Below are 22,081 nucleotides of genomic sequence, written 5' to 3'. Positions count from 1 at the left end.
GCTATCCTGGTCGCATGTCACCACGACGCTCGGCGGCCGAAGCCCAGGCCACCAGGGGCCGGATCCTCACCCGTGCCGCTGAGATCGCCTCCACCGAAGGTCTTGACGGCATCACCATCGGCCGCCTCGCCGAGGAGCTGGAGATGAGCAAGTCCGGGGTGCACAAGCACTTCGGCACCAAGGAGACGCTGCAGATCTCCACCCTGGACAAGGCGTTCGTGGACTTCTGGCACCGGGTGGTCGAGCCCACGCTGGCCGAGCCGCCGGGGCTGCGGCGGCTGCGCGCGGTGTGCGGGAAGTCCGTGGACTACCTGGAGGCGCCGTTGCTGCCCGGCGGTTGCCTGATGACCGCGGCGCTGAGTGAGTACGACGGCCGCCCCGGCCGGGTCCGGGACGCGGTGGCCGAGGTGTGGACACGCTGGCGGGAACAGTTGCGGGCGGAGCTGATCGCGGCGGTCGAGGGCGGCGAGCTACCGGCCGGGTTCGACGTGGACCAGGCGCTGTTCGAGATCATCGCCGCCGGGCTGGCGCTGAACGCGGCCATGCAGCTCCAGCACGACCGGACGGCCGGGGACCGGGCCCGCCGCGCGATCGAACGGGCCCTGAACCAGTCCTGACCGCGGGCAGGCTGACCCCGCGCGCCATGCGCCGGACGCATCCCGATGATCCGCGATTCGCGTTGGTGGCGACCTGATCCGCCGGGAACGCTGACCCGCATGACGCAGTACGAGGGCATCACCAGACGTGGCCTGCTCGGCGGCCTGGTCGGCACCGCGGCCGCGGCCGCCACCGTTCCGCTGGGCAGTGCGGAGGCCGCGACGCCGGCCGGGGCGGCCGGGGACGTCACCGTGCGCCTGACGGTCAACGGGGCGGCCACCTCGCTGACCGTGGACCCGCGGGTGACGCTGCTGGACGCCTTGCGCGAGCGGCTGCGGCTGACCGGCACCAAGAAGGGCTGCGACCGCGGTCAGTGCGGCGCCTGCACCGTGCACCTGGACGGGCGGCGGGTGCTGTCCTGCCTGACCCTGCTGGCCACAGTGGACGGTGCGGCGGTCACCACGATCGAAGGGCTGGCCGACGGCGATCGCCCGCATCCGGTGCAGCGGGCCTTCATCGAGCAGGACGGCCTCCAGTGCGGGTTCTGCACCCCGGGGCAGATCATGTCCGCGGCGGCGCTGATCAGCGAAGGGGGCGCGGGCACTGACGCGGAGATCCGGGAGCGGATGTCCGGCAACATCTGCCGGTGCAGTGCCTACCCTGGCATCCTGGCCGCGATCCGCCAGGCCCGGACGGAGCCTGCCTGATGCGCGGCTACGTCTTCGAGCGTCCTGGCACCGTCGAGGACGCGGTGCGCCGCTCCGGTTCGGACACCGCCTTCCTCGCCGGTGGGACCACGCTGGTGGACCTGATGAAGCTCGAGGTCATGAACCCGGGCCGGGTGCTGGACATCAACCGCCTGCCACTGCACGGGATCGACGTGACGGCTGACGGCCTGCGGATCGGCGCGCTGGCCCGGATGAGCGAGGTGGCCGCGGATCCCCGCGTCCGCCGCGCCTACCCGATGCTGACCCAGGCGCTGGAGTCGAGCGCGTCCGGTCAGCTCCGCAACATGGCCAGCATCGGCGGGAACCTGTTGCAGCGCACCAGGTGCGGCTACTTCCGCGAGGTGAGCACGCCCTGCAACAAGCGGCGGCCCGGCAGCGGCTGCCCAGCAGTCGAGGGGGAGAACCGGATGCACGCCGTACTGGGCACCAGCGGCTCGTGCGTGGCCACCCATCCCAGCGACCTCGCGGTGGCACTGGTCGCGCTGGACGCCACGGTGCGGCTGCGCGGCCGGGACGGCGAGCGCACCGTGCCGCTGCGCGAGTTCTACCTGCTGCCCGGCGACACACCCCAGCATGAGCACGACCTGCGGCCCGGCGAACTGATCACCGGCGTGCACGTGCCGGGGCTGGACTGGGCCCGGCACTCGCTCTACCTGAAGGTCCGCGACCGGCGGTCCTACGAGTTCGCGCTCTCGTCCGCGGCGGTGGCCCTGCGCACCGCGGGCGGCACCATCGTCGAGGCGCGGGTGGCGGTGGGCGGCATGGGCACCCGGCCCTGGCGGCTGCCCGCGGTGGAACGGGCGCTGGCCGGGCGACCGGCCACCGAGGCCACCTACGCGGCCGCGGCCGCCACCGCCGTGGAGGGTGTACGTCCGTTGCGGCACAACGCGTTCAAGCCGGAGTTGATGAAGCGGACCATCGTGCGTGCCCTGCTGGAACTGGAGCGAACCCGATGACCGGCTCACCGCTGGGGCGCGAGATCGATCGCGTCGACGGACCGCTGAAGGTCACCGGCAACGCGCCCTACGCCGCCGACTACCGTCCCGAGGGCCTGCTCCACGGCTACCTCGTGCAGGCCACCGTGGGCCGGGGAACCGTGCGCGGCATGGACGTCAGCCGCGCCGAGGCCGCGCCAGGGGTCCTGGCCGTGTTCACGCCCTTCCGCTCGCTCCCGCTCAGCTCGCCGCAACCCGGGCACAGCGGGGAGAACTACAGCGCGTTGCAGGACACCGCGGTGCGCTTCCGCGGGCAGATCATCGGCCTGGTCGTGGCCGAGACCTTCGAGCAGGCCAGGGACGCGGCCGCGCTGGTCACCGCCGACTACACGATCACCCCGTCGCGGACCTCGCTGGCCGCGGCGAGTCCAGGGGTGTCCCAGGGCGTGCTGCAGAAGCTCGCGCCGGGAGTGCCCTCCATCGAGGCCGCGCTGGCCGCGAGCCCGGTCACCGTCAGCACCACGGTCAGCCAGCACGCCCAGCACCACATCGCGATGGAACCGCACGCCACCACCGCGGTCTGGGTCGACGACCAGCTCACCGTCTACTGTGGAGCGCAGGCGCCGCAACGGGCCGCCGCCACGATCGCCGCCCGGCTCGGGGTGGATCGGGCCAAGGTCCGGCTGATCTGCCGGCACACCGGCGGCGGGTTCGGCCAGCGCTCACCGGTGTGGAACGAGGCGCTGCTGTGCGCGGCCGCCGCCCGCGTGCTCAAACGGCCGGTGAAACTCGTGCTCAGCCGGGAACAGGTGTTCACCGCCATCGGCCACCGAGGAGCCGTCCGACAGACCATCCGGCTCGGCGCCGAAGCCGACGGCAGGCTCCTGGCGCTGAGCCACGACAGCGACGGGGAACTGCCCGCGGCCGGTGGCTGGCAGATGATGCCCGGCCGGGACACCTCCGCGGTGGCCTACCGCACCCCGAACATCCGGATCGACCAGCGCCTGGTCACCCTGGACACCCCGCCGACCTGGTCCATGCGGGCACCGGCCGAGGCGCCCGGCATGTTCGCGCTGGAGACCGCGATGGACGAACTCGCCGTGCGCACCGGGGTCGACCCGGTGGAACTGCGGCTGCGCAACTACGCCAGCGCGGACCCGATCGAGAGCCGCCCGTTCTCCAGCAAGCACCTCGACGAGTGCTACCGGCTCGGCGCCCAACGATCCGGCTGGCACCGCCGCCAGGCCCGCCCCCGCTCCCGCACCGACGGCGACTGGCTGATCGGCCTCGGCATGGCCAGCGCGATCTACCCGGCCTGGCGCCAGGCCGCCTCGGCGCGCGCCCGGTTCCGCGACGACGGGATGGTCGCCATCGCCTCGGCCACCTCCGACATCGGCACCGGCGCCCGCACCATGCTCGCCGCCGTCGGCGCGGACGAACTGGGCCTGCCGGTCAGCTCGATCGAGGCGGAGGTCGGCGACTCCGCACTGCCACCCGGCGGCGTCGGCGCCTACGGCTCCAGCGTCACCACCAGCACCGTGCCCGCGGTCCAGGCCGCCTGCCGGGCAGCCGTCACCGCACTCGTCAAGGCGGCCGTGGACAACCCGAAGTCGCCCTTCGCCGGACTCGACCCCGCGACCGTGCGCTACCGGCGGGGCCGGATCGAGGCGGGCGGCCGGGCGACCGATTTCCGCTCCTTGTTGCGCACCATGGGAATGCCGTCGGTGGAGGCGCTCGGCAGCACGGGACCGGCCGCGGGCGCGGACCAGTACCGGTTCCACTGCTTCGGCGCGCACTTCTGCGAGGTGCGGGTGCACCGGCTCACCGGCGAACCGAGGGTCAACCGGTTCACCTCGGTCTTCGACGTTGGCCGGGTGGTCAACGCCAAGGCGGCCCGCGGCCAGCTCGTCGGCTCGATCATCTGGGGCATCGGGCACGCCCTGCTGGAGGCCGACCCGATCGAACCGGACGGCCGGTTCGCCGCGGCGAACCTGGCCGACTACCTGGTCCCGGTACACGCCGACACCCCCGAGATCGACGTGCACTGGCTGGACCGCCCCGACCCGCACATCAGCGAGTTCGGCGCCAGGGGACTGGGCGAGATCGGCCTGGTCTCGGCCGCCGCGGCGATCGGCAACGCGGTGTTCAACGCGACCGGGATCCGCGTGCACGACCTGCCGATCACCCTCGACAAGCTGCTGTGAGGCAACAGTGGTCAGCCGGTCAGATCCCGCGCCGCGGCCCGGATCATCTCCCGCAACCAGGAGTGCATCGGATCGGATTCCAGGCGGGCATGCCAGATCATCCCGTACGGGAACGCGTCGAACCCCTCCGGCGCCTCCACCAGCCGCACCCGCGGATCGGTGGCCGCCCGCACCTCGGCCAGCCGCCGCGGAATGCTGGCCACCAGCGCCGTGCCGGGCAGCGCGCCGAAGGCCGCGCTGAAGTGCGTCACCCGCACCGCGGCCGTGCGGCTGCGGCCGACTGCCTGCAACCACCGTTCGATCATGGGTTGCTCCTGTCCGATCAGGGCCACCACCACGTGCCGGGCCGCGACATAGTCGGCCAGCGTGAAGCGGTCCCGCACCGGGTGATCGCGGTCCACCGCGCAGACCACGTCGTCGGTGAACAACCGCTCCCAGCGCAGCGGCTCGGCCGGGCGGAGCACGGACAGCGCGAGGTCGGCCCGGCCGCGTTCGAGTTCGGCGTAGGAGTCCTGGTCCCGCGGTTCGATCCGGATCTCCAGCTCGGGCGCGGCCAGGTGCAGCCGGGGCAGCAGGTGCGGGCCCAGGGTCGCGGTGCTGTAGTCGGTGCCGATGATGCGCACGATCCCGGTCGCCTGGGCGGGGTCGAAGCCGCGGCCCGCCACCAGGCTCTCCAGCCGCGGCAGCAGCAGGGCGAGTTCACGCTGCATCTCCCGCGCCCTCGGGGTCAGCTCGTAGTCGCCGCCGGAGCGGACCAGCAGCTCGTCCCCGAAGAGCGCGCGCAGCCGCTGCAACGTCCGGCTCATCGAGGACTGGCTCAGGTGAAACCGCACCGCGGCCCGGGTCACATTGCGCTCCTCGAGCAGGATGGAGAGCGCACGCAGGTCGTGCAAGAGCCCGAGATCACTATGCGGCATACGCATAGTATGCATCCCCATTCCGCGTTGGTGGCGTAAGCCGCGGCTCGGCAGGCTAATGCCGTGTTTCGCCGCGACTTGGGGAGCAAAGCCGTTGGAAAGGTTGATGTGCTGTGCCTGCTGATTATGTTGCTGATGACGCTGAGCTGGATCTCGCCGCCGCGCTTTATGCCGGCGACGCTGAGCCCTATGTGCGAATCCTGGGTCGGCTGGCAGCCGAGGATCCTGCACAGCTCGCCATCAGTTGCGCCGGCGAGACGATCACACGGGCCGAACTGGCGGCACGGTCGAACCGGCTCGCACGGGCGTTCGAGACACTCGGGGTCAGGTACGGCGACTTCGTCACCATCGGCCTGCCGAATTCGATCGACTTCTTCGTCACCGTCCTGGCCTGCTGGAAGCTAGGCGCGGTGCCCCAGCCGCTCTCCCCACGGCTGCCGGCCGCCGAACGAGCGGCGATCGTCGAACTGGCCGACTCCGCGCTCGTCGTCGGCGCCGACCCGGCCGATCACCCCGGCCGGACCTGCGTCGCCGCGGACTTCCAGCCCGACCCGGTCCTGGCCGATGGTCCACTGCCGGAGGTGGTGTCACCGGCGTGGAAGGCATCGACCTCCGGCGGCAGCACCGGTCGGCCGAAACTGATCGTGGCAGGCGCCGCGGCCAAGGGAACCCCGGCACTGGCCGCCGCCATCGCCCGGATGCGGTCGGCCGACAGCCAGCTGGTCGCCGGCCCGCTCTACCACAACTCCCCGCTGACAGCCTCGATCACCGGGCTGCTCGTGGGGCAGCACCTGGTGCTGCTGCCCAGGTTCGACGCCCATCGCGCGCTGACGGCGATCGCCGAGCACCGGATCGGCTGGGTGCAGCTGGTACCCACGATGATGCTGCGGATGCTGCGGCTCATCGAGGAAAGCCCTGGCGCGTATGACCTGTCCTCGCTGCGCGCGCTGTGGCACGGGGCCTCGGCCTGTCCGCCGTGGCTCAAGGAAGCCTGGATCACCCTGCTCGGCGCGGAGAAGGTCTTCGAGATGTACGGCGGGACCGAATCCCAGGCCGCCACCCTCATCACCGGCCCGGAGTGGCTCACCCATCGAGGGTCGGTCGGCAGGGCCGCGCTCGGCGAGATCGTGGTGCTCGACGCGGACGGGAAGAAGGCGCCGGCCGGCGAGATCGGCGAGATCTACCTGCGCGGACCGGCTGGCGCCCCGCCCAGCTACCACTACCTCGGCGCGGAGGCCAGGAAGCGGGACGACTGGGAGTCGCTCGGCGACCTCGGCTGGCTGGACGCCGAGGGCTACCTCTACCTCAGCGACCGGCGCACGGACCTGATCATCGCCGGCGGCGCGAACATCTACCCAGCCGAGGTGGAGGCCGCCCTCGACGCGCACCCGCTCGTCCTGTCCAGCGTGGTGGTCGGACTGCCCGATACCGACCTCGGCCAGCGGGTGCACGCGCTGGTGCAGGCCAGGCCCGGACTGACCGTGGACGACCTGCTCCAGCACCTCGGCGAGCACCTGGTGCGCTACAAGGTGCCGCGCTCGGTGGAGTTCATCGACGAACCACTGCGCGATGACGCCGGCAAGGTCCGGCGCGGCGAGATGAGAGACGCCGCCATTGCGCGGATGACGAATGTACTAGGAGAACAGATGCTCGGCATTCAGGAAATTTCCGATCGGTTGGAGATCCAGGAACTGATCGTGGCGTACGCGACCGCGATCGACAGCCGGGATTACGACGCCCTGGACGAGGTTTTCGAGGACGGCGCCCCAATCGACTACCGGGCCTTCGGCGGTATCGCGACCACCTTCCCCGAAGTCAAGGAATGGCTCCGGCAGAGCATGGCGCAGTACCCCGCGTTCCAGCACCTGATGGTCAACCCGCAAATCCGCGTTGACGGCGACCGGGCGACCGGGCGGGTCATGTGCCTGAACTCGATGGCGCTGCCGGTCGGGGCCGGGAGCGGCGAACCGCCGGTCGCGCTGCTGGGCATGTGGTACACCGACGAGTACGTCCGCACCCCGCGCGGCTGGCGGATCTCCCGCCGCGGCCAGCAGCGCAGCTGGGTGCAGGGACTCGACCTTCCCACCGCACCCACGCTGATCTGACCTACCCGGCACCGCCCAGCCGCTCCCCGGTCGTCGCGGTGATGTGCCCCGGCACCTCCTCATGCGCGTCACCCACGTTCACCGTCCCGGTCGGCTCGAACAGCAGCACCGAGGCCCCCGCCGCCGAGAACGGCCGGTGTTCCACCCCGCGCGGCACCACGAACACCGACCCGCGCGGCAGGGTCACCACCCGCTCGGCCCCGTCCTCCCGCAACCCGATGCCGACCTCCCCCTCCAGCACCAGGAAGAACTCGTCGGTGTCGGTGTGGGTGTGCCAGATGAACTCGCCGCGGACCTTGGCCAGGCGGACGTCGTAGTCGTTGACGTGGGTCAGGATGCGCGGGCTCCACAGGTCCTGGAAGGCGGCCAGTGCGGTGGACAGGGCGATGGGGTTGGTCATGGGTTCATCTTGTGGCTGGCCGGGGCGGCCGGGGGAGTGCTAGGAATCGCGTATGTCGCGTGGATCCTCGCATCGGGTGGTCATGATCGTGGACGACGGCTCGAACCCGTTCGAGCTGGGGATCGCCACCGAGTTGTTCGGGTTGCGGCGGCCGGAGCTGGATCGGGCCTGGTACGAGTTCGCGTTGTGCGCGGCGGAGCCGTCGGTGGTGATGCACGGCGGGATGTTCACCATGTCGGGGGTGGCCGCGCTGGACGCGGTCGCGTTGGCGGACACCGTGATCGTGCCCAACCGGCCGGATCCGGAGACGGGCGCGGCACCCGAGGTGGTGGCGGCGGTGCGGGCGGCGGGGGAGCGCGGGGCGCGGCTGGTGAGCTTCTGCACCGGGGCGTTCGTGCTGGCCGAGGCGGGGGTCCTGGATGGGCGGCGGGCGAGTACGCACTGGCAGTGGGCGGCGGCGTTCCGGGCGCGGTATCCGGCGGTGCTGCTGGAGCCGGATGTGCTCTACGTCGAGGACGGGAACGTGTTCACCGCGGCGGGCAGTGCGGCCGCGCTGGACCTGGGGCTGCACCTGATCCGGCTCGATCACGGGGCGGAGATCGCGAACGCGGTGAGCAGGCGGCTGGTCTTCGCCGCGCACCGGGAAGGCGGGCAGCGGCAGTTCGTGCGACGGCCGGTGGCCGCGGTGCCGGACGTGTCGCTGGGGCCGGTGCTGGAATGGGCGCGGGCGCGGCTGGACACCCCGTTGACCGTGGCGGACCTGGCCGCGCGGGCGGCGGTGAGCGCGGCGACCCTGCACCGGCGGTTCCAGGCCGAGCTGGGCAGCACGCCGCTGGCCTGGCTGACGGGGGAGCGGGTGGCGCTGGCCTGCCGGTTGATCGAGCGCGGGGAGCTGCGGCTGGCGCGGGTGGCCGCGGCGAGCGGGCTGGGCACGGCCTCGAACCTGCGGGTGCTGATGCGGCGGCAGACCGGGCTGACCCCGACCGCCTACCGGCGCAAGTTCGCCACCTGATCGACTGTCAACGGGTTCATGTACCGCTGAAACCCTTGTTCAGTGTGGGTTTCGCCTCGCTATGTTCGGATGGAATCCGATCTTGGGAGGCAGACATGCGCATGTCCAAGCTCGCCGCCGTCGCTTCGGCGCTGGCCCTGACCACCACCGGGCTGCTCGCGGGCACCGCGAGCGCCGCACCGGTGGCGGACCCGTGCGGCTACTTCGAACGCGGCGAGGACGCGCTGTACAACCACTGTCCGCACGACGAGTGGCCGGTCGAGGTCTACATCGACGACCACAACGGCGGCAAGCGGCAGACCTGCGTGAACACCGGCACCACGAAGATCGGTCACTCCGCGGTCATCCGGTTCGCCTGGTCCAACCGGACAGCCTGCCGGGTCTGACCCCCGCGGGTGAGCCGGTTCCCGCTCTGGTGGGAACCGGCGCACCCGTTTCCGGACGACCCTGGTCCTGACGGACGTTGAGGGGAGTCAGGATGATCGGGACGATGTTGGCAGCGGCGTTGCTGGCGATGCCGGGAGTGCCAGTCGGCGCCTCGGTGCAGGGGACGGCGCTGATCCAGGTGCACAATCCGGACAGTGTGTTCGAGGTGACCGTGGACGCCAGGGGTGACGCGGGCACGATCCGGTTCGAGCACCGCTTCCAGGGTGAGTCGGGCTGGGCGACCGGGATCGTGGACTGCGTGCGCACCGGCGGACCGGTGGGTGTGGTGACCGGCAAGGTCGACCGGGTGCACCGGATCGGCTGGCTCAAGCCGGGGGACCGGTTCAGTCTGAGCGTGTACGACCACGGGCGGCGGGACCGGATCGGGATGGCCTGGCAGCAGGAGGCGGCGCACTGCCTCGGCCCGGCCCCGGACCGGGCGATCACCGGCGGGAACCTCAAGGTCCGGGCCGGATCCGGGACGGACGCGCCGGACTAGACTCCGGCCACATGGGACTGGGGGGACCGGAAACCGTGGCCGGGGATGGGCTGCCCGAGCTGACCCTGCTGGGCCGGGTTTCCTTTCGCGGCAACGAGATCACCGGACCGCGGATCCACGCGCTGCTGGCCCTGCTCGCCGAGGACCTGCGGGCCGGGCGCAGTGTCGGCTCGCTGATCGCGGGGCTGTGGCCGGAGATCCGGCCCGAGCACCCGGTCAAGGCGGTGCAGATCCTGGTCTCCCGGGCGCGGGCGCGGCTCGGCACGGAGGTCATCGACAGCCTGCCGACCGGGTACCGGCTGGCACTGTCCGAACAGCAGGTGGACGCGGCCGCGGTACTGGCCCACGCCGAGACCGCCCGCCGGTGCGCGCTGGCCGGGGAACACCTGGCGGCACTGACCGCGGCGGAGGCCGGAATCGCGCTGTGCCAAGGGATCGAGCCCGCGAGCGGGGATGATCCGGTGGCGCGGTTGCGGGCCGGGCGGGCGGCCACCGGGGTGGAGCTGGGCCGGGTCCGGGCGCTGGCGCTGGCCCGGCTGGGCCGGTTCGACGCCGCGGTGGGGCCGCTGAGCGGGCTGGTCGGACAGCGGCCGCGGGATGAGGAACTCCTGCTCGAACTGCTGCGCGCCGAGCAGGCCACGGCCGGCGTGCCCGCGGCGCTGGCCCGGTACGAGGACTACCGGCGCGGGCTGCGCGAGGAGCTGGGCGCGGAGCCGGGCGAGGCACTGCGCCGGATGCACGGTGAGTTGCTGCGGGCTACCCAGCCGGTGGTTCGGCGCGGGGTGCCGCATGAGCCGAATCCGTTGCTGGGCCGGGAAGACGACCTGGCCCGGGTGGCCGAACTGCTGCGGGAGTCCAGGGTCACCTCGATCGTCGGGACCGGCGGACTCGGCAAGACCCGGCTGGCCTACGCGGTCAGCCGGGCCGCCGGGCACCGCCTGGTCCAGGTGGTCGGACTGGCCGGGATCGGCGCGGAGGAGGAGGTCGCGCTCACCGTGGCCACCGCCCTCGGCGCGGACCGGACCGACCCGGTGCGCGGGATCGCCAGGATGCTCTCCGGCGGTTCGGCGTTGCTGGTGCTGGACAACTGCGAGCACGTGGTGCGCGGGGTGGCCGAACTGGTCGGCGCGCTGGTCGCGCTGACCCCCGAGGCCCGGTTCCTGACCACCACCCGCACCCCGCTCGGCCTGTCCTCCGAGGCGGTCTACCCGCTGCCCGAGCTGAGCCCGGCGGCCACCGTGGAGCTGTTCACCCAGCGCGCCCGCGCCGCCCGGCCCGCGGTGCCGCTGCCCGCGGACACCGTGGCCGAGTTGTGCCGGCGCCTGGACGGCCTGCCGCTGGCGGTGGAGCTGGCCGCGGCCAGGGTCCGGGTGCTCTCGGTGCCCGAGATCGCCCGCCGCCTGGACGACCGGTTTTCCCTGCTGGCCGGGGGTTCCCGGGACGCACCGGCCCGCCACCACACCCTGCGCGCCGCCCTGGACTGGAGCTGGACGCTGCTCGAACCGGCCGGACAGGCCGCGCTGCGAGCACTGTCGATCTTCCCCGGCGGGTTCACCGCGGCGAGCGCGGCGGAGTTGCTCGGCGTGCCGGATGTGCTGGCGGTACTGGAACACCTGGTCGACCAGTCGCTGCTGAAGGTGGTCGACACCCCGCTGGGCGCGCGGTTCCGGATGCTGGCCGCGGTGCGCGAATTCGGTGCGGCCCAACGTGTCGAGGCGGGGGAGCGGCAGCGGGTCAGCGCCGGATTCCTGGCCTGGGCCACCGAATTCGGCCGCCGCCACCACGAGACGGTGTTCCTGGCCGACCCGGCCACACCGGCCGAGCTGATCCGCGCCGAACAGGACAACCTCACGCACGCGCTGCGCCTGGCCGTGGAACTCGCCGACGGACCGGCCGCCACCGCCGCCACCGCGTTGCTGGCCACCCTGGGCCTGCTGGACAACAACCTGCTGCGGCTGCGGCAGGTGGTCGAACTGTCCGGCCCGGTGCTGGTCCGCCACCGCCCGCCGCCGGAGCTGGTCGAACTCGCCCGGACCGCGCTCACCCTGTGCTCGCTCTACAACTTCCAGGGCAGCGGCCTGCGTGCCGGGCGGGCGCTGGTGGCGCTGCGCCGCCTGCCTCCAGGGCCGCCGGACTCGCCGATCCGCGCCTTCGCCCAGGTGCTGACCGTGCTGGTCCAGGTCAGCGGCGCGGACGACCCGCTGCTGCGCGCGCTGTGCGAACGCCAGGAACCCCTGCTGGCCGCGGCCGCGGAGTTCCTGGCCGGCTACCTGTGGGAGCGCGACGGCGTGCCGGAACGGGCGTTGTGCTGCACCGAGAGGATGCTGGCCGCGCTGCCCGCACAGGTCCCGCTGCTGGTCGTGCTGGCCAGGGGCAGGCTGGCCGAACTGCACCTCCAGCTCGACCGCGCCGACCTCGCGCTGACCCAGCTGCGCACCGCGCTGGCCGAACTGGACGCGCTGCGGCTGAGCCCGGACTTCGTCGGCACCAGGGCCGGACTGATGCTGGCCAGCCTGCACCTGGGCGCGCTGGAAGAGGCCGAACAGTGGCTGCCCCCGGCCGAACCCGGCGACCAGGCCGACTACCAGGAGGGCTTCCGGCTCGGTGTGCGCGCCGAGATCCTGCTCTCCCGCGGCGAGATCGAGGCCGCCCTCGACCAGTACCGCCAACTCGCCGGTCCGGCCGAGGAACCCGTGCGGGAGACCTGGGCGTTGCAGGCCCAGGGGGTCGCGGTGGTCGCGCACGCCCAGCACGGCCGCCTGGACCAGGTGACCGAACTGGTCCGGGTGCTGCCCGCACGGCTGTCCGCGCTGCTGGCCAACCCGGCCGGGCCGCGCACCCAGGTGGAGGAGTTCCCGGCCGCCGGGGTGCTGCTGGTGGCCCTGGCCATGGTGCGGCTGGACCGCGGCGACCCGGCGGTGGCCGCCCGGCTGATCGCGCTGGCCGAACGGTTCCGGTACGCCCGCGCGTTCCAGCCGACCATGTCCGCCGAGCGGATCAGGGACACCGCGGTGCGGGCCGATCCGGCGGCCTACGCCGAGGCGGCGCTGGCCTACGCGGGCCGCTCGCTGCACGAGCTGCAGGCGGCGGCCCGCGCGCTGGTCGAGCTGTGCCTCACCGGGTGAGCAGCGGCAGTGTGCGCACGCCAAGGGTCTCCGGGTTGGGCATGAACTCCGCCGGGCGGTCCGGGTCGGTGCGCAGCTGCGGGAACCGGTCGAACAGGATGTCCAGCACCACCCGCCCCTCCAGCCGGGCCAGCGGCGCGCCAAGGCAGAAGTGCATGCCCCGGCCCCAGGCCAGGTGCGGGTTCGGGTCCCGGCCCGCGTCGAAGCCGTGCGGGTCGGCGAACACCTCCGGATCGCGGTTGGCCGCGGCCGTCCACAACCGCACCATCTGCCCCGCCGGGATCGTCTCGGCGCCGACCTGCACGTCGGCGGTGGTGATCCGGTAGGCGCTGGCGAACGGGCTGAGCATCCGCACCGCCTCCTCGATGGCCGGCGGGATCAGCGACCGGTCCGCCCGCACCCGCGCGCCCTGCTCCGGGTTGGCGTCCAGCAACAGCACCGTGTTGCCCAGCATCATGGTGGTGGTGATGTGCCCGGCCAGCAGCAGCAGGCAGCCGAAGGTGGAGACCTGCCGGTCGCTGAGCCGCTCCCCGTCCACCTCGGCCTGCACCAGCTCGGTGAGCAGGTCGGCCCGTGGCCTGCGGCGGCGCTCGGCGGCGTGCTCGGACATGTACGCGCCGAGCTGGGTGGTCAGCTCGTACTGCCGCTGCCCGAGCACCTGCTGCTGCTCGGCGTCGTCGGGGTTGAGCGAGAGTTCCATGTCCCCGCTGAACCGCTCGTCCACCCAGGACCGGAACATCTCCTTGTCGCCACTGGGCACCCCGAGCAGGTCGGCGATGATGGTCACCGGCAGCGGGTAGGCCAGCTCCGCCACCCACTCGAAACCGTCCCGCCCCTCCACCTCGTCCAGCATCTTGTGCGTGAGCTGGGCGATCCGCGGCTCCAGGTCGGCCACGGTCTTCGGCGTGAACGCGTGGCTGATCAGCCGTTTCAGCTTGCGGTGCTCGGGTGCGTCGGTCTGGATCAGGTTGCCGTCGTTGAGTTCGGCCGCCGCCTCCTCCCCGGCGAGGAACTTGAGGGAGTTGGAGGAGAAGTTCTGGTTGTCGCCGAGCACCGCGACGGCCTCGGCGTGCATGAAGACCTCCCACAGCCCCTGCTGGGCGTTGAAGCGGACGGACTCCTCGGGGTGCTCGCCGCGCATCCACGGGAACTGCTGGTGCACGGTGGTCAGGACGGGGTTCGTGGTCATGCCGCCGAGGTTGTCCGCGGCCGGTTTCACCGTGGTTTCAGCGCCGCTTCCTCGGGTCCGGTGGCGGGTCGGCGGCACCCACGAGAACCTTTGATCATGGACACCCTCGTCAGCACCCGGCACGGCGATGTCCGCGGCACCCGCACCGCGGCAGGCATCCTCGCGTTCAAGGGCATCCCCTACGCCGCGCCCCCGGTCGGCCCGAACCGGTTCCAGCCGCCGCGCCCGCCGCAGCCCTGGTCAACGCCCCGGGACGGCACCCAGTACGGCCCGACCGCCCCGCAGTCCCCTGCGGAGGACCCCGCGCTCGCCCTGCTGCCCCGGGTGGTGATCCCCGGCGAGGACTACCTCAACCTCAACGTCTGGACCGCCGACACCCACGCGCGCCGCCCGGTCATGGTCTTCATCCACGGCGGGTCGTTCACCAGCGGCTCCGGCTCGGTGCCCTGCTACGACGGCAGCGCGTTCGCCAGGGACGGCGTGGTGCTGGTGACCATCAACTACCGGCTCGGCGCGGACGGGTTCCTGTGGTTCGGCCAGGGCACGCCCAACCTGGGGCTGCTCGACCAGATCGCGGCCCTGACCTGGGTGCGGGACAACATCGCCTGCTTCGGCGGGGACCCGGCCAACGTCACCATCTTCGGTGAGTCCGCGGGCGGGATGAGCGTGTGCACGCTGCTGGCGATGCCAGCCGCCCGCGGGCTGTTCCACCGCGCCATCGCCGAATCCGGCGCCGCCCACCTGGTGCTCAGCCCCGCCACCGCCGGGCTCATCGGCACCCGGCTGGCCGAGATCCTCGGTGTGGCGCCCACCCGCGAGGCCATCGCCGAGGTCGAGCCGGCCAGGCTGGTCGCGGCCCAGGACCAGGTGGGGATGGAGGTCCAGGCCAAGCCCGATCCCGCGCTCTGGGGTGAGGTGACCCGCCAGCTCATGCCGTTCGAGCCGGTCGTGGACGGCGAACTGCTGCCGGCGCCGCCGTTCGAGTGCATCGCGGCCGGGGCGAGCGCGGACGTGGACATCCTGATCGGCAGCAACACCGAGGAGGCCCGGCTGTTCCTGGTGCCCACCGGCCTGTTCGGCCTGGCAACCGAACCGCTCCTGCTCGGCATGGCGGCGGGTTACCGGCTGCCCGCGGAGAGCCTGGACCGCTACCGCGCCAACCGGCCGGGAGCGAGCACGGGGGAGCTGGTCTCCGCCGTCATGACCGACTGGTTCTACCGGATCCCGTTGCTGCGCATCGCCGAAACCCATCCGCGCACGCACGTCTACGAGTTCGCCTGGCGGTCCCCGGCCTTCGACGGCACGCTCGGCTCCTGCCACGCCCTCGAACTGGGCTTCGTCTTCGACACCCTGGCCGATCCGGGGCTGCGCCGCCTGCTGGGCGAGCAGCCCCCGCAGGCGCTGGCCGACAGCGTGCACCGGGCCTGGGTCGACTTCGCCACCACCGGCGATCCCGGCTGGCCCGCCTACCGGCCGGACAACCGGGTCAGCAGGCTCTTCGACACCGTCCCGGCGATCACCACGGACGATCGGGCGGACGAACGAACCCTCTGGGACGCCATTCGCTGACGGAACCCCGGCACTGCTGGAACACTGGCCGCACCGTCGGGGTGAGGGGTGTCTGATGAGTTCGGCTGACCGCTACGAGCAGGCCGCGCGCCGGGGTGTCGACTGGCTGCTGGCCCAGCTCAGGCCCGATGGCTCCTACGGCGAAGCCGACCTCGCCTGCTACTACAAGTCCCCGTCCGCCCTGGGCCTGGCCGGATATCCGCGCCAGGCCCGCCGGCTGCTGGAGGTCGCGGTCGAGCGCTTCCGCACCGGCGACGGCGACTTCGTCACCAGCCCAGGCGTGAAGAGCGCGAACCCGATCTTCGGCGAGTTCTGGTCCTACCCCAACGGCTGGCTGGCCCTGGGCGCGGCCCGGCTCGGGCGGCTGGGCGTGGCCTACCAGGCATACGCGCACCTGCTGAAGTACCGGACACCCGAAGGCGCGTTCAGCGCCAACGACTCCGGCATCCCGGACGCCATCAGCACCGCCCACCTGGGCTACCTGGCACTGACCCTCGGCGATGTGGACACCGCCGCGACCGCGGCCGAGTGGCTGTTCCACCTGCTCGCCGCGCAACCGGATCCGTTCGCCAAGTTCTACCTGCGCACCGACGAGAACGGCCCGCGCGAGTCCGACGAGTCACCACTGCACGTGCTGACCACCGGCGCCCCGGACCAGCCCTACTTCATGATCGGCTACCCGCTGGCCTTCCTGATCCGGCTGCACCAGGTCAGCGAGCACCCGAATCACCTGGTCGCGGCGCAGAGCTACGCGGAGTACGCGCATCTCTGCGGAGAGAACCTGATCCGCACCCCGTTCAGCCACAAGGTCGGCTGGGGCGCGGCGATCCTGGCCCGGCACACCGGCGACCAGAGCCACACGGCACTGGCCACCGGCATCGCCGACCACCTGTTGTCCCTGCAGGGCCCCGACGGGAACTGGTCCCCGGACGGCCCGGCGCACGCCACTTTCGACGACACCGCCGAGATCGCGCACTGGCTCCTGGAGATCGCCGCCGAACTCCCCACCTAGATCCGGTCCACCCCCCGCCGGCGTGTTGGCCGTTCTCGTACACAGTCTTGGCCGAACTGGTACACCCCTCGGCCAACACACCGTCCAGTTCGGCCAACACACCGTACGAGAACGGCCAACACACCGGTCAGAAGGCGGGGATCTTGGTTGTGGAGGCGTTGCCGCCGATCACCGGGGTCAGGGTGATCTGCCAGTGCGCGTTGCCGCTGAAGGACTGGTCGAACTTCTGGTACGCGCAGTCCCTGGTGAACCCGCGCCGCTTGCCGTCCCAATCGGTGCCGGTCTTGAAGTACACCTCGTAGGTCCCGGCCAGGCTGCTCAGCGTGGCCTTGGACTTGGCCCGCACGTAGATCGTGGCCCTCGGGTTGTCCGGCTTGCCCACCACCGCGGACACCGCGACATCCCCGTCGCCGTCGTTGCTGATCTCCAGCCGGGCCCGGCCCTTGGGCCCGCTGCGGTGCACCACCTCGCCGTTCTTGGCCTGCCTGCTCTGCTCGGCCGGGGTCTCCGGCTCGGCCGGGATCAGGTTGCCCAGCTTGAGGTTCTGCTTGTCCAGCTCCTCGGCCACCCCGGTCAGCGCGGTGTACAGCGCGGTCCGCACGTACCGCTTGGCCTGGGGCACGTGGACCTCCGGCCCCGGCGCGATCCCGCACTCGTTGGCCTCGGTGTCCAGCTTGGGCGCGACCCGCAACGACGCCGACCCCGCGACGAACGCGGCGAGGCGGGTGTGCGCCTGCTTGGCCGCGGCAGGCGGCACCACCTTGTCGATCTCCGCGCGCTTGGCCTCCAGCAGCTTGGCCAGTTCCTCCCGGACCACGGCGAGATCCTCGACCGATCCGGCGGAGTTGATCCGGTCGATCAGCGGCCGCACCGCCTGCTCCACCCCGGTCAGCACCGCCTGGTACTCCGGCACCGACATCGCGGCCACGGTGGCCGAGGTGCTCGGCGGCGTGGTCCCGCCCCCGCCCTCCCCGGCGCCACACCCGGCCACGACCACCAGCACCCCGGCCACCACAGCGATCACGGGCAGCCTGCTACCCAGCACGATTCCCAAAACCCCCACCCCCACTGACGCTTACCTGGCCGAAGCGTATCCAGTCCGGCCAACGGGAATTCGGGGTTGTGTCCGATTCGTGCCCAACCACTTCTCAGGCGTACAGGCCGCCGTCGATGCGCAGCACGGCCCCGGTGATGTAGCCGGCGCTGGGACCGGCCAGGTAGGCGATCGCGTCGGCGATCTCCTCGGGGGTGCCGATGCGGCGCAGCGGAATGCTGGGCACCGCGGCCGCGGCGCCGGCCCGATCGAGCATGTCGGTGTCGACCGCCCCCGGCCGGATGCTGTTCACCGTGATGCCACGCGGTCCGAACTCGTGCGTCCAGGCCCGCCCGTAGGCTTCCAGGGCCGCCTTGGTCGCGGCGTAGTCCCCGATGAGCAGGCCGTTGCTGCGGTCCGAACCCGCGGTGCTGATCAGGATGATCCGCCCGCCCTCGCCGAGATGCGCGGCCGCGGCCCTGGTCCCGGCCACCACCCCGTGCAGGTTGGTGCGGAACTGCCGGGCCAGCAACGCCTCGTCCCGCCCGGGATCGGTGAGCGGGCCGCCGTGGAACAGCGCCGCGTTGTGCACCAGGATGTCCAGCCTGCCGAAGTGGCGCACCGTGTCCTCGACCAGCCGGACCATCTCGGCGTCCTCGCCCACATCCGCCCGGAAGGCCACCGAACCCGGCACCGACTCGGCGACCTCCCGCGCCCTGTCCGCGGCGTTGAGGTAACTGAACGCCACCCGCGCGCCATCCGCGGCCAGCCGGCGAACCGCCGCCGCGCCAACACCTCTGGACCCACCAGTCACCAGCGCCACCCGCCCGCTCAGCGGTCCCGCGGTGATCGTCTTTTCGCTCATGCCCCCACGCTGACAGCGCGCCAGGCGCCGCGCGTGCCCCTGCGCTGGGTACCCAGGCCAGGGGAACCCTAGGCGGGTTCGCCCGTGCGCACCGCGAGCTGACCCGGCTCGACCCGGCGGCCGTCCTTGGTGACAAAGCACAACTCGACCGCTTCGCCGGTCTCCGCGTCGGTGTAGACCGGTGCGGTCCCGGCGTCCACCGGCCGGTGCTCCTGGCCCCAGCGAGCCAGCCCGGCCAGCACGAACACCAGGTCCAGTCCGGCGGGGGTGAGCACGTACTCCTCGCGCGCCCTGGCCCCGGTCACCTGGTAGGTGCGCCGCTCCAGCACACCCTCGTGCACCAGCGCGGCCAGCCGGTTGGCCAGCACATCCGGCGCCACGCCGAGGTTCTTGCGGAAGTCGGAGAACCGGGTGCGACCCCAGAACGCCTCCCGCGTGATCATCAGCACCCATTTCTCACCGAGCAGGTCAACGCCGCGGGCCACCGCGCACCGCGCCTGCCTGCTGATCGCCTGCGTCATGGCGCCGAGGGTACCCCACTGGGTTGGCCACTCCTATTTAGTGCGCTAGGTTGGTGATACCTATCCAGAGGGAGTGTCATGGATCTGCACGATCGAGCGGGCGTGGTCACCGGAGCCGGCAGCGGGATCGGCCGGGCCCTCGCGGTGGAACTGGGCCGTCGCGGCGGCGAGCTGCTGCTGGTCGGCCGCCGGGAGAACCTGTTGCGGGACACCGCGGAACTGGTCACCGCGGCCGGTGGCAAGGCGCACGTGCTGGCCGCGGACCTCACCGCCGAGGGCGCGATCGAGGAGGTCGCCACGGCAGGCGAAGGGCTGGGCCGGGTCGACCTGCTGGTCAACAACGCCGGCAATGTGCGGGCCGGACGCCTGGAGGAGCACGAGATCCGCGATGTGCACGCGATGATCGACCTCAACCTGACCGCGCCCATCCTGCTCACCCGCGCCCTGCTGCCCGCCCTGCGCGCGGCCGCACCCATCAACGGCGGCCTGATCCTCAACATCGCCAGCGGCATGGCCCTGCTCGGCCTGCCCAGCTACAGCGTCTACGCCGCGACCAAGGCCGGCCTGGCCCGGTTCGGCGAATCCCTGCGCCGCGAACTGCACGGCACCGGCCTGCACGTGGCCACCTCCTACCCGGGCGCCACCGACACCGACATGATGACCAGCACCGAGGCGGGGGAGGAGTACGGCATGGGCCTGCGCCCCCTGGAGGAGGTGGTCGGCGAGATCATCGCCGCGCTGGAATCAGGCACGCACGAGATCAACACCAGCACCGCCGCCCGGCAGGAGGTCCAGCGGCGCAACGCGATCGACCCACTCGACGTGGACGCCCTGCTCGCGCCGCGGCTGGCCGGCTTCGAGCAGGCCGTGCGCAACCACCGCACCACCTGACCCGCTCAGCGCCCCGCGATCCCGGCGAGCACCCGCGGACTCAGGTGGAACCGCAGCTCGCCGAGCAGCTCGGCCTGGGCGTGCCGGGCGGCGAACCGCCACCGGCCCTCCCGCCGCCGGAAGGTGTCCCGGTACCGCCCGGCCGCGATGATCTGCAACGGAAGCTCCGGCACCGCCTGCAACACGGTGAAGTAGGCGCGGGCGGTCGCGGTGCCAGCGTCCTCGTCCACCTCGATGAGGATGTTGGTGGTGACGTGCTTGGTCCGCGGCGTGCCGTCCGGGTAGACCACCAGCATCTCCCGGAACTTCGCCGCGACCGCCGCCGCCCCGCTCGCCTCGCTGCCATCCCGGAAGGACCCCTCCGCGAACAGCTCGCCGACCTGGTCGAACTCACCGGCGTCCACGTGTTCGGCATAGCGCAGCATCAGGTGCTCGATCGCCTGCGCACTGGAAATACCCATGACCGGAGGCTACCCTCCGGTTGGATCGGGAACCAGGGGAGGACTGGATGCGGGCGGACGCCCAGCGCAACCGCGACCGGCTGGTCGCCGAGGCCAGGACGGCGTTCCTGGCCGCCGGGACAACCGCCTCGCTGGAGGAGATCGCCCGCAGGGCCGGGGTCGGCATCGGCACCCTGTACCGGCACTTCCCGGCCAGGGGCGACCTGGTCGACGCGGTCTTCCACGGCGAAGCCCAGGCCCTGCTCACCCTGGCCGCCGACCTGCGCACCGCGGACCCGTTCGCCGACCTGGCCACCTGGCTGCGCGCGGTGCTCGCCCGGCACCGCGCCTGCCTGGCCATCGCCCAGGCCACGGGGGAGTCCCAGGCGATCCTGGCCGACCTCAAAGCCCCGGTGGAACAGGCGGGCGCCGACCTGCTGACCCGCGCCCAGCAGTCAGGCTCGGCCCGCCCGGACGCCCAGGTCCGCGACCTGATGCGGCTGGCCACCGCGATCGGCCTGGTCGCCGACGAACACCCGGACGAACCCGGCCTGGCCGACCGGCTGCTCACCCTGGCCGTGGACGGACTGCGCGCCAGCTGACCCTCAACGGCCCTTGCGGTTGATCTTGATATCGCGCATGTCGGTGACCGCCACCTTGTACCCATCGCGCACCGGAAGCCCGTGCGCGGCAAGCACATCCAGGGCCTTCAGCTCGGCGACCTCGTCATCGTCGTCCGGTTCGGCAGGCAGCTGGCAGCGGAAGGTGAACACGGTCGCGCCCGCGTCGTGGCTGAACGATCCCGCCTCGGTGAACCCGATCCCGCTGGCCGCGGCCAGCGCCGCGCGCTGCGCCTCCGACAACGGCTCGAACTTCCCGCGGATACTGATCCGGAACACCACTCTGTCCTCTCGTACGGCATAACCCAGCACCCGGTCCCCGAGCACGTCCTGCACCCCGTCCAGCAGCCGGAGCACCGCGGCGGCGATGGTCGCCGGTCGCTGCCCGGCCACCGTGCGCCGCCCGATCTCGCCGAAGACCAGCGCGTGCGCCCAGCCGATCTGCCCGGCCACCAGCCTGGGCAGCAGCCCGCGGTCCCCGGTCTCCCGAAGCAGTTGCGCGGCAAGCGAATCCACCATCTCCGCACCCAGCCGGTCCAGCCGGGCGGCCAGGGTCGGCGCGGCCAGCATCATCGGCAGCACCCGGCCGAAACCGTCGGCCAGGCCGACCGCCCGGTCCCGCCGCCGCACCTCGGCCCGCAGGTGCGCGAGCACGGCCTGCGCCGCCGACATCCCGGCCGGCCGGACCCGGACGATCTCGGTCAGCCGGTCCGGCGAGGCCTGATCCGGCGGCAGCACCAGGTCTTCCTTGGCGGGGAAGTAGTTGTAGACGGTGTTCACCGAGACCTCGGCCGCCTCGGCGACCTCGGCCACGGTCACCCGGTCGAAACCCCTGGCCACGAACAGCTCCAGGGCCACCTCGGTGATCCGCCGCGCGGTCTGCCGCTTCTTCCGCTCACGCAGTCCGGGCGTGCTCACCAGCGAAGTGAAACACACCCCAAACTTGGAGTGCACCCCAATATTCGTCCCCGTTGCCAAACCCACGACCAGGGG

The 22,081-nt window shown here is 72.2% G+C and carries 21 protein-coding genes; 13 read left to right on the top strand and 8 right to left on the bottom strand.

Going from position 1 to position 22,081, the window contains the following annotated elements:
* Positions 1–14: 14 nt before the first annotated feature.
* The 4 genes from HNR67_RS27815 to HNR67_RS27800 all read left to right on the top strand — a co-directional run bounded on the left by HNR67_RS27815 (position 15) and on the right by HNR67_RS27800 (position 4,464).
* On the top strand, positions 15–617 hold the full coding sequence (locus tag HNR67_RS27815) for a TetR/AcrR family transcriptional regulator (protein WP_185005166.1): 603 nt from the start codon (positions 15–17) through the stop codon (positions 615–617).
* Between the two features lie 99 nt (positions 618–716).
* Positions 717–1,304, top strand: coding sequence for a (2Fe-2S)-binding protein (locus tag HNR67_RS27810; protein WP_185005165.1), 588 nt, complete (start codon positions 717–719; stop codon positions 1,302–1,304).
* Positions 1,304–2,281: an FAD binding domain-containing protein gene (locus HNR67_RS27805; RefSeq protein WP_185005164.1), complete on the top strand. Its 978-nt coding sequence runs from the start codon at positions 1,304–1,306 to the stop codon at positions 2,279–2,281. The genes HNR67_RS27810 and HNR67_RS27805 overlap by 1 nt, the downstream gene beginning before the upstream one ends.
* Positions 2,278–4,464, top strand: coding sequence for a xanthine dehydrogenase family protein molybdopterin-binding subunit (locus HNR67_RS27800; RefSeq protein ID WP_185005163.1), 2,187 nt, complete (start codon positions 2,278–2,280; stop codon positions 4,462–4,464). Before HNR67_RS27805 ends, HNR67_RS27800 begins: the two co-directional genes overlap by 4 nt.
* Before the next feature lie 11 nt (positions 4,465–4,475).
* Here HNR67_RS27800 and HNR67_RS27795 read toward each other — a convergent pair whose 3' ends face one another.
* Positions 4,476–5,381 carry a LysR family transcriptional regulator gene (locus HNR67_RS27795; RefSeq protein WP_185005162.1) on the bottom strand — a complete coding sequence of 302 codons (906 nt, stop codon included), beginning with the start codon at positions 5,379–5,381 and terminating at the stop codon, positions 4,476–4,478.
* 191 nt (positions 5,382–5,572) lie between these two features.
* Between HNR67_RS27795 and HNR67_RS27790 the strand changes: the two genes are divergently transcribed.
* Positions 5,573–7,486 (top strand): AMP-binding protein, encoded by a 1,914-nt coding sequence (locus HNR67_RS27790; protein WP_221490077.1) that lies wholly within the window; start codon positions 5,573–5,575, stop codon positions 7,484–7,486.
* Position 7,487: 1 nt separating this feature from the next.
* Here HNR67_RS27790 and HNR67_RS27785 read toward each other — a convergent pair whose 3' ends face one another.
* Entirely contained in the window at positions 7,488–7,886 is a 399-nt protein-coding gene (locus HNR67_RS27785) for a cupin domain-containing protein (protein ID WP_185005160.1), read from the bottom strand.
* A gap of 52 nt (positions 7,887–7,938) precedes the next feature.
* On the opposite strand from HNR67_RS27785, the gene HNR67_RS27780 reads away from it, so the two are divergent.
* The 4 genes from HNR67_RS27780 (at position 7,939) to HNR67_RS27765 (ending at position 12,948) form a co-directional block, all read left to right on the top strand.
* The gene (locus tag HNR67_RS27780) at positions 7,939–8,898 is read left to right on the top strand and encodes a helix-turn-helix domain-containing protein (RefSeq protein ID WP_185005159.1); all 960 of its coding nucleotides are present in this window, start codon (positions 7,939–7,941) and stop codon (positions 8,896–8,898) included.
* Positions 8,899–8,993: 95 nt separating this feature from the next.
* Positions 8,994–9,284 carry a DUF6355 family natural product biosynthesis protein gene (locus HNR67_RS27775; RefSeq protein ID WP_185005158.1) on the top strand — a complete coding sequence of 97 codons (291 nt, stop codon included), beginning with the start codon at positions 8,994–8,996 and terminating at the stop codon, positions 9,282–9,284.
* 92 nt (positions 9,285–9,376) lie between these two features.
* Positions 9,377–9,823 (top strand): hypothetical protein, encoded by a 447-nt coding sequence (locus tag HNR67_RS27770; RefSeq protein ID WP_185005157.1) that lies wholly within the window; start codon positions 9,377–9,379, stop codon positions 9,821–9,823.
* Positions 9,824–9,834: 11 nt separating this feature from the next.
* On the top strand, positions 9,835–12,948 hold the full coding sequence (locus tag HNR67_RS27765; protein WP_185005156.1) for an ATP-binding protein: 3,114 nt from the start codon (positions 9,835–9,837) through the stop codon (positions 12,946–12,948).
* Here the strand turns inward: HNR67_RS27765 and HNR67_RS27760 are convergent.
* A complete protein-coding gene (locus HNR67_RS27760) occupies positions 12,938–14,137 on the bottom strand; it encodes a cytochrome P450 (RefSeq protein WP_185005155.1) in 1,200 nt (399 codons plus the stop codon). The two genes, HNR67_RS27765 and HNR67_RS27760, sit on opposite strands and share 11 nt — an antisense overlap.
* A gap of 96 nt (positions 14,138–14,233) precedes the next feature.
* Between HNR67_RS27760 and HNR67_RS27755 the strand changes: the two genes are divergently transcribed.
* Together HNR67_RS27755 and HNR67_RS27750 are read left to right on the top strand one after the other, a co-directional pair.
* Positions 14,234–15,706 (top strand): carboxylesterase/lipase family protein, encoded by a 1,473-nt coding sequence (locus HNR67_RS27755; protein ID WP_185005154.1) that lies wholly within the window; start codon positions 14,234–14,236, stop codon positions 15,704–15,706.
* Positions 15,707–15,761: 55 nt separating this feature from the next.
* Positions 15,762–16,718: a hypothetical protein gene (locus HNR67_RS27750; RefSeq protein ID WP_185005153.1), complete on the top strand. Its 957-nt coding sequence runs from the start codon at positions 15,762–15,764 to the stop codon at positions 16,716–16,718.
* Positions 16,719–16,845: 127 nt separating this feature from the next.
* On the opposite strand, the gene HNR67_RS27745 is transcribed toward HNR67_RS27750, so the two are convergent.
* The 3 genes from HNR67_RS27745 to HNR67_RS27735 form a co-directional block, all read right to left on the bottom strand.
* Positions 16,846–17,742 carry a hypothetical protein gene (locus HNR67_RS27745; RefSeq protein ID WP_185005152.1) on the bottom strand — a complete coding sequence of 299 codons (897 nt, stop codon included), beginning with the start codon at positions 17,740–17,742 and terminating at the stop codon, positions 16,846–16,848.
* Between the two features lie 124 nt (positions 17,743–17,866).
* A complete protein-coding gene (locus tag HNR67_RS27740; protein WP_185005151.1) occupies positions 17,867–18,616 on the bottom strand; it encodes an SDR family NAD(P)-dependent oxidoreductase in 750 nt (249 codons plus the stop codon).
* A gap of 68 nt (positions 18,617–18,684) precedes the next feature.
* A complete protein-coding gene (locus HNR67_RS27735) occupies positions 18,685–19,137 on the bottom strand; it encodes a winged helix-turn-helix transcriptional regulator (RefSeq protein WP_185005150.1) in 453 nt (150 codons plus the stop codon).
* Positions 19,138–19,215: 78 nt separating this feature from the next.
* Between HNR67_RS27735 and HNR67_RS27730 the strand changes: the two genes are divergently transcribed.
* Complete coding sequence (locus HNR67_RS27730; RefSeq protein ID WP_185005149.1) at positions 19,216–20,028, top strand: SDR family NAD(P)-dependent oxidoreductase; 813 nt, start codon at positions 19,216–19,218, stop codon at positions 20,026–20,028.
* Between the two features lie 5 nt (positions 20,029–20,033).
* On the opposite strand, the gene HNR67_RS27725 is transcribed toward HNR67_RS27730, so the two are convergent.
* Entirely contained in the window at positions 20,034–20,489 is a 456-nt protein-coding gene (locus HNR67_RS27725; protein WP_185005148.1) for a nuclear transport factor 2 family protein, read from the bottom strand.
* A 47-nt stretch (positions 20,490–20,536) separates the two neighbouring features.
* On the opposite strand from HNR67_RS27725, the gene HNR67_RS27720 reads away from it, so the two are divergent.
* A complete protein-coding gene (locus HNR67_RS27720) occupies positions 20,537–21,070 on the top strand; it encodes a TetR/AcrR family transcriptional regulator (protein ID WP_185005147.1) in 534 nt (177 codons plus the stop codon).
* Positions 21,071–21,073: 3 nt separating this feature from the next.
* On the opposite strand, the gene HNR67_RS27715 is transcribed toward HNR67_RS27720, so the two are convergent.
* Entirely contained in the window at positions 21,074–22,006 is a 933-nt protein-coding gene (locus HNR67_RS27715) for a DUF6204 family protein (RefSeq protein ID WP_185005146.1), read from the bottom strand.
* Between the last annotated feature and the right edge of the window lie 75 nt (positions 22,007–22,081).

Source organism: Crossiella cryophila (assembly GCF_014204915.1).
Lineage (GTDB): Bacteria > Actinomycetota > Actinomycetes > Mycobacteriales > Pseudonocardiaceae > Crossiella > Crossiella cryophila.
Note: the sequence above shows the minus strand (reverse complement) of the source record. Positions and strands in the feature narration are given on the sequence as shown.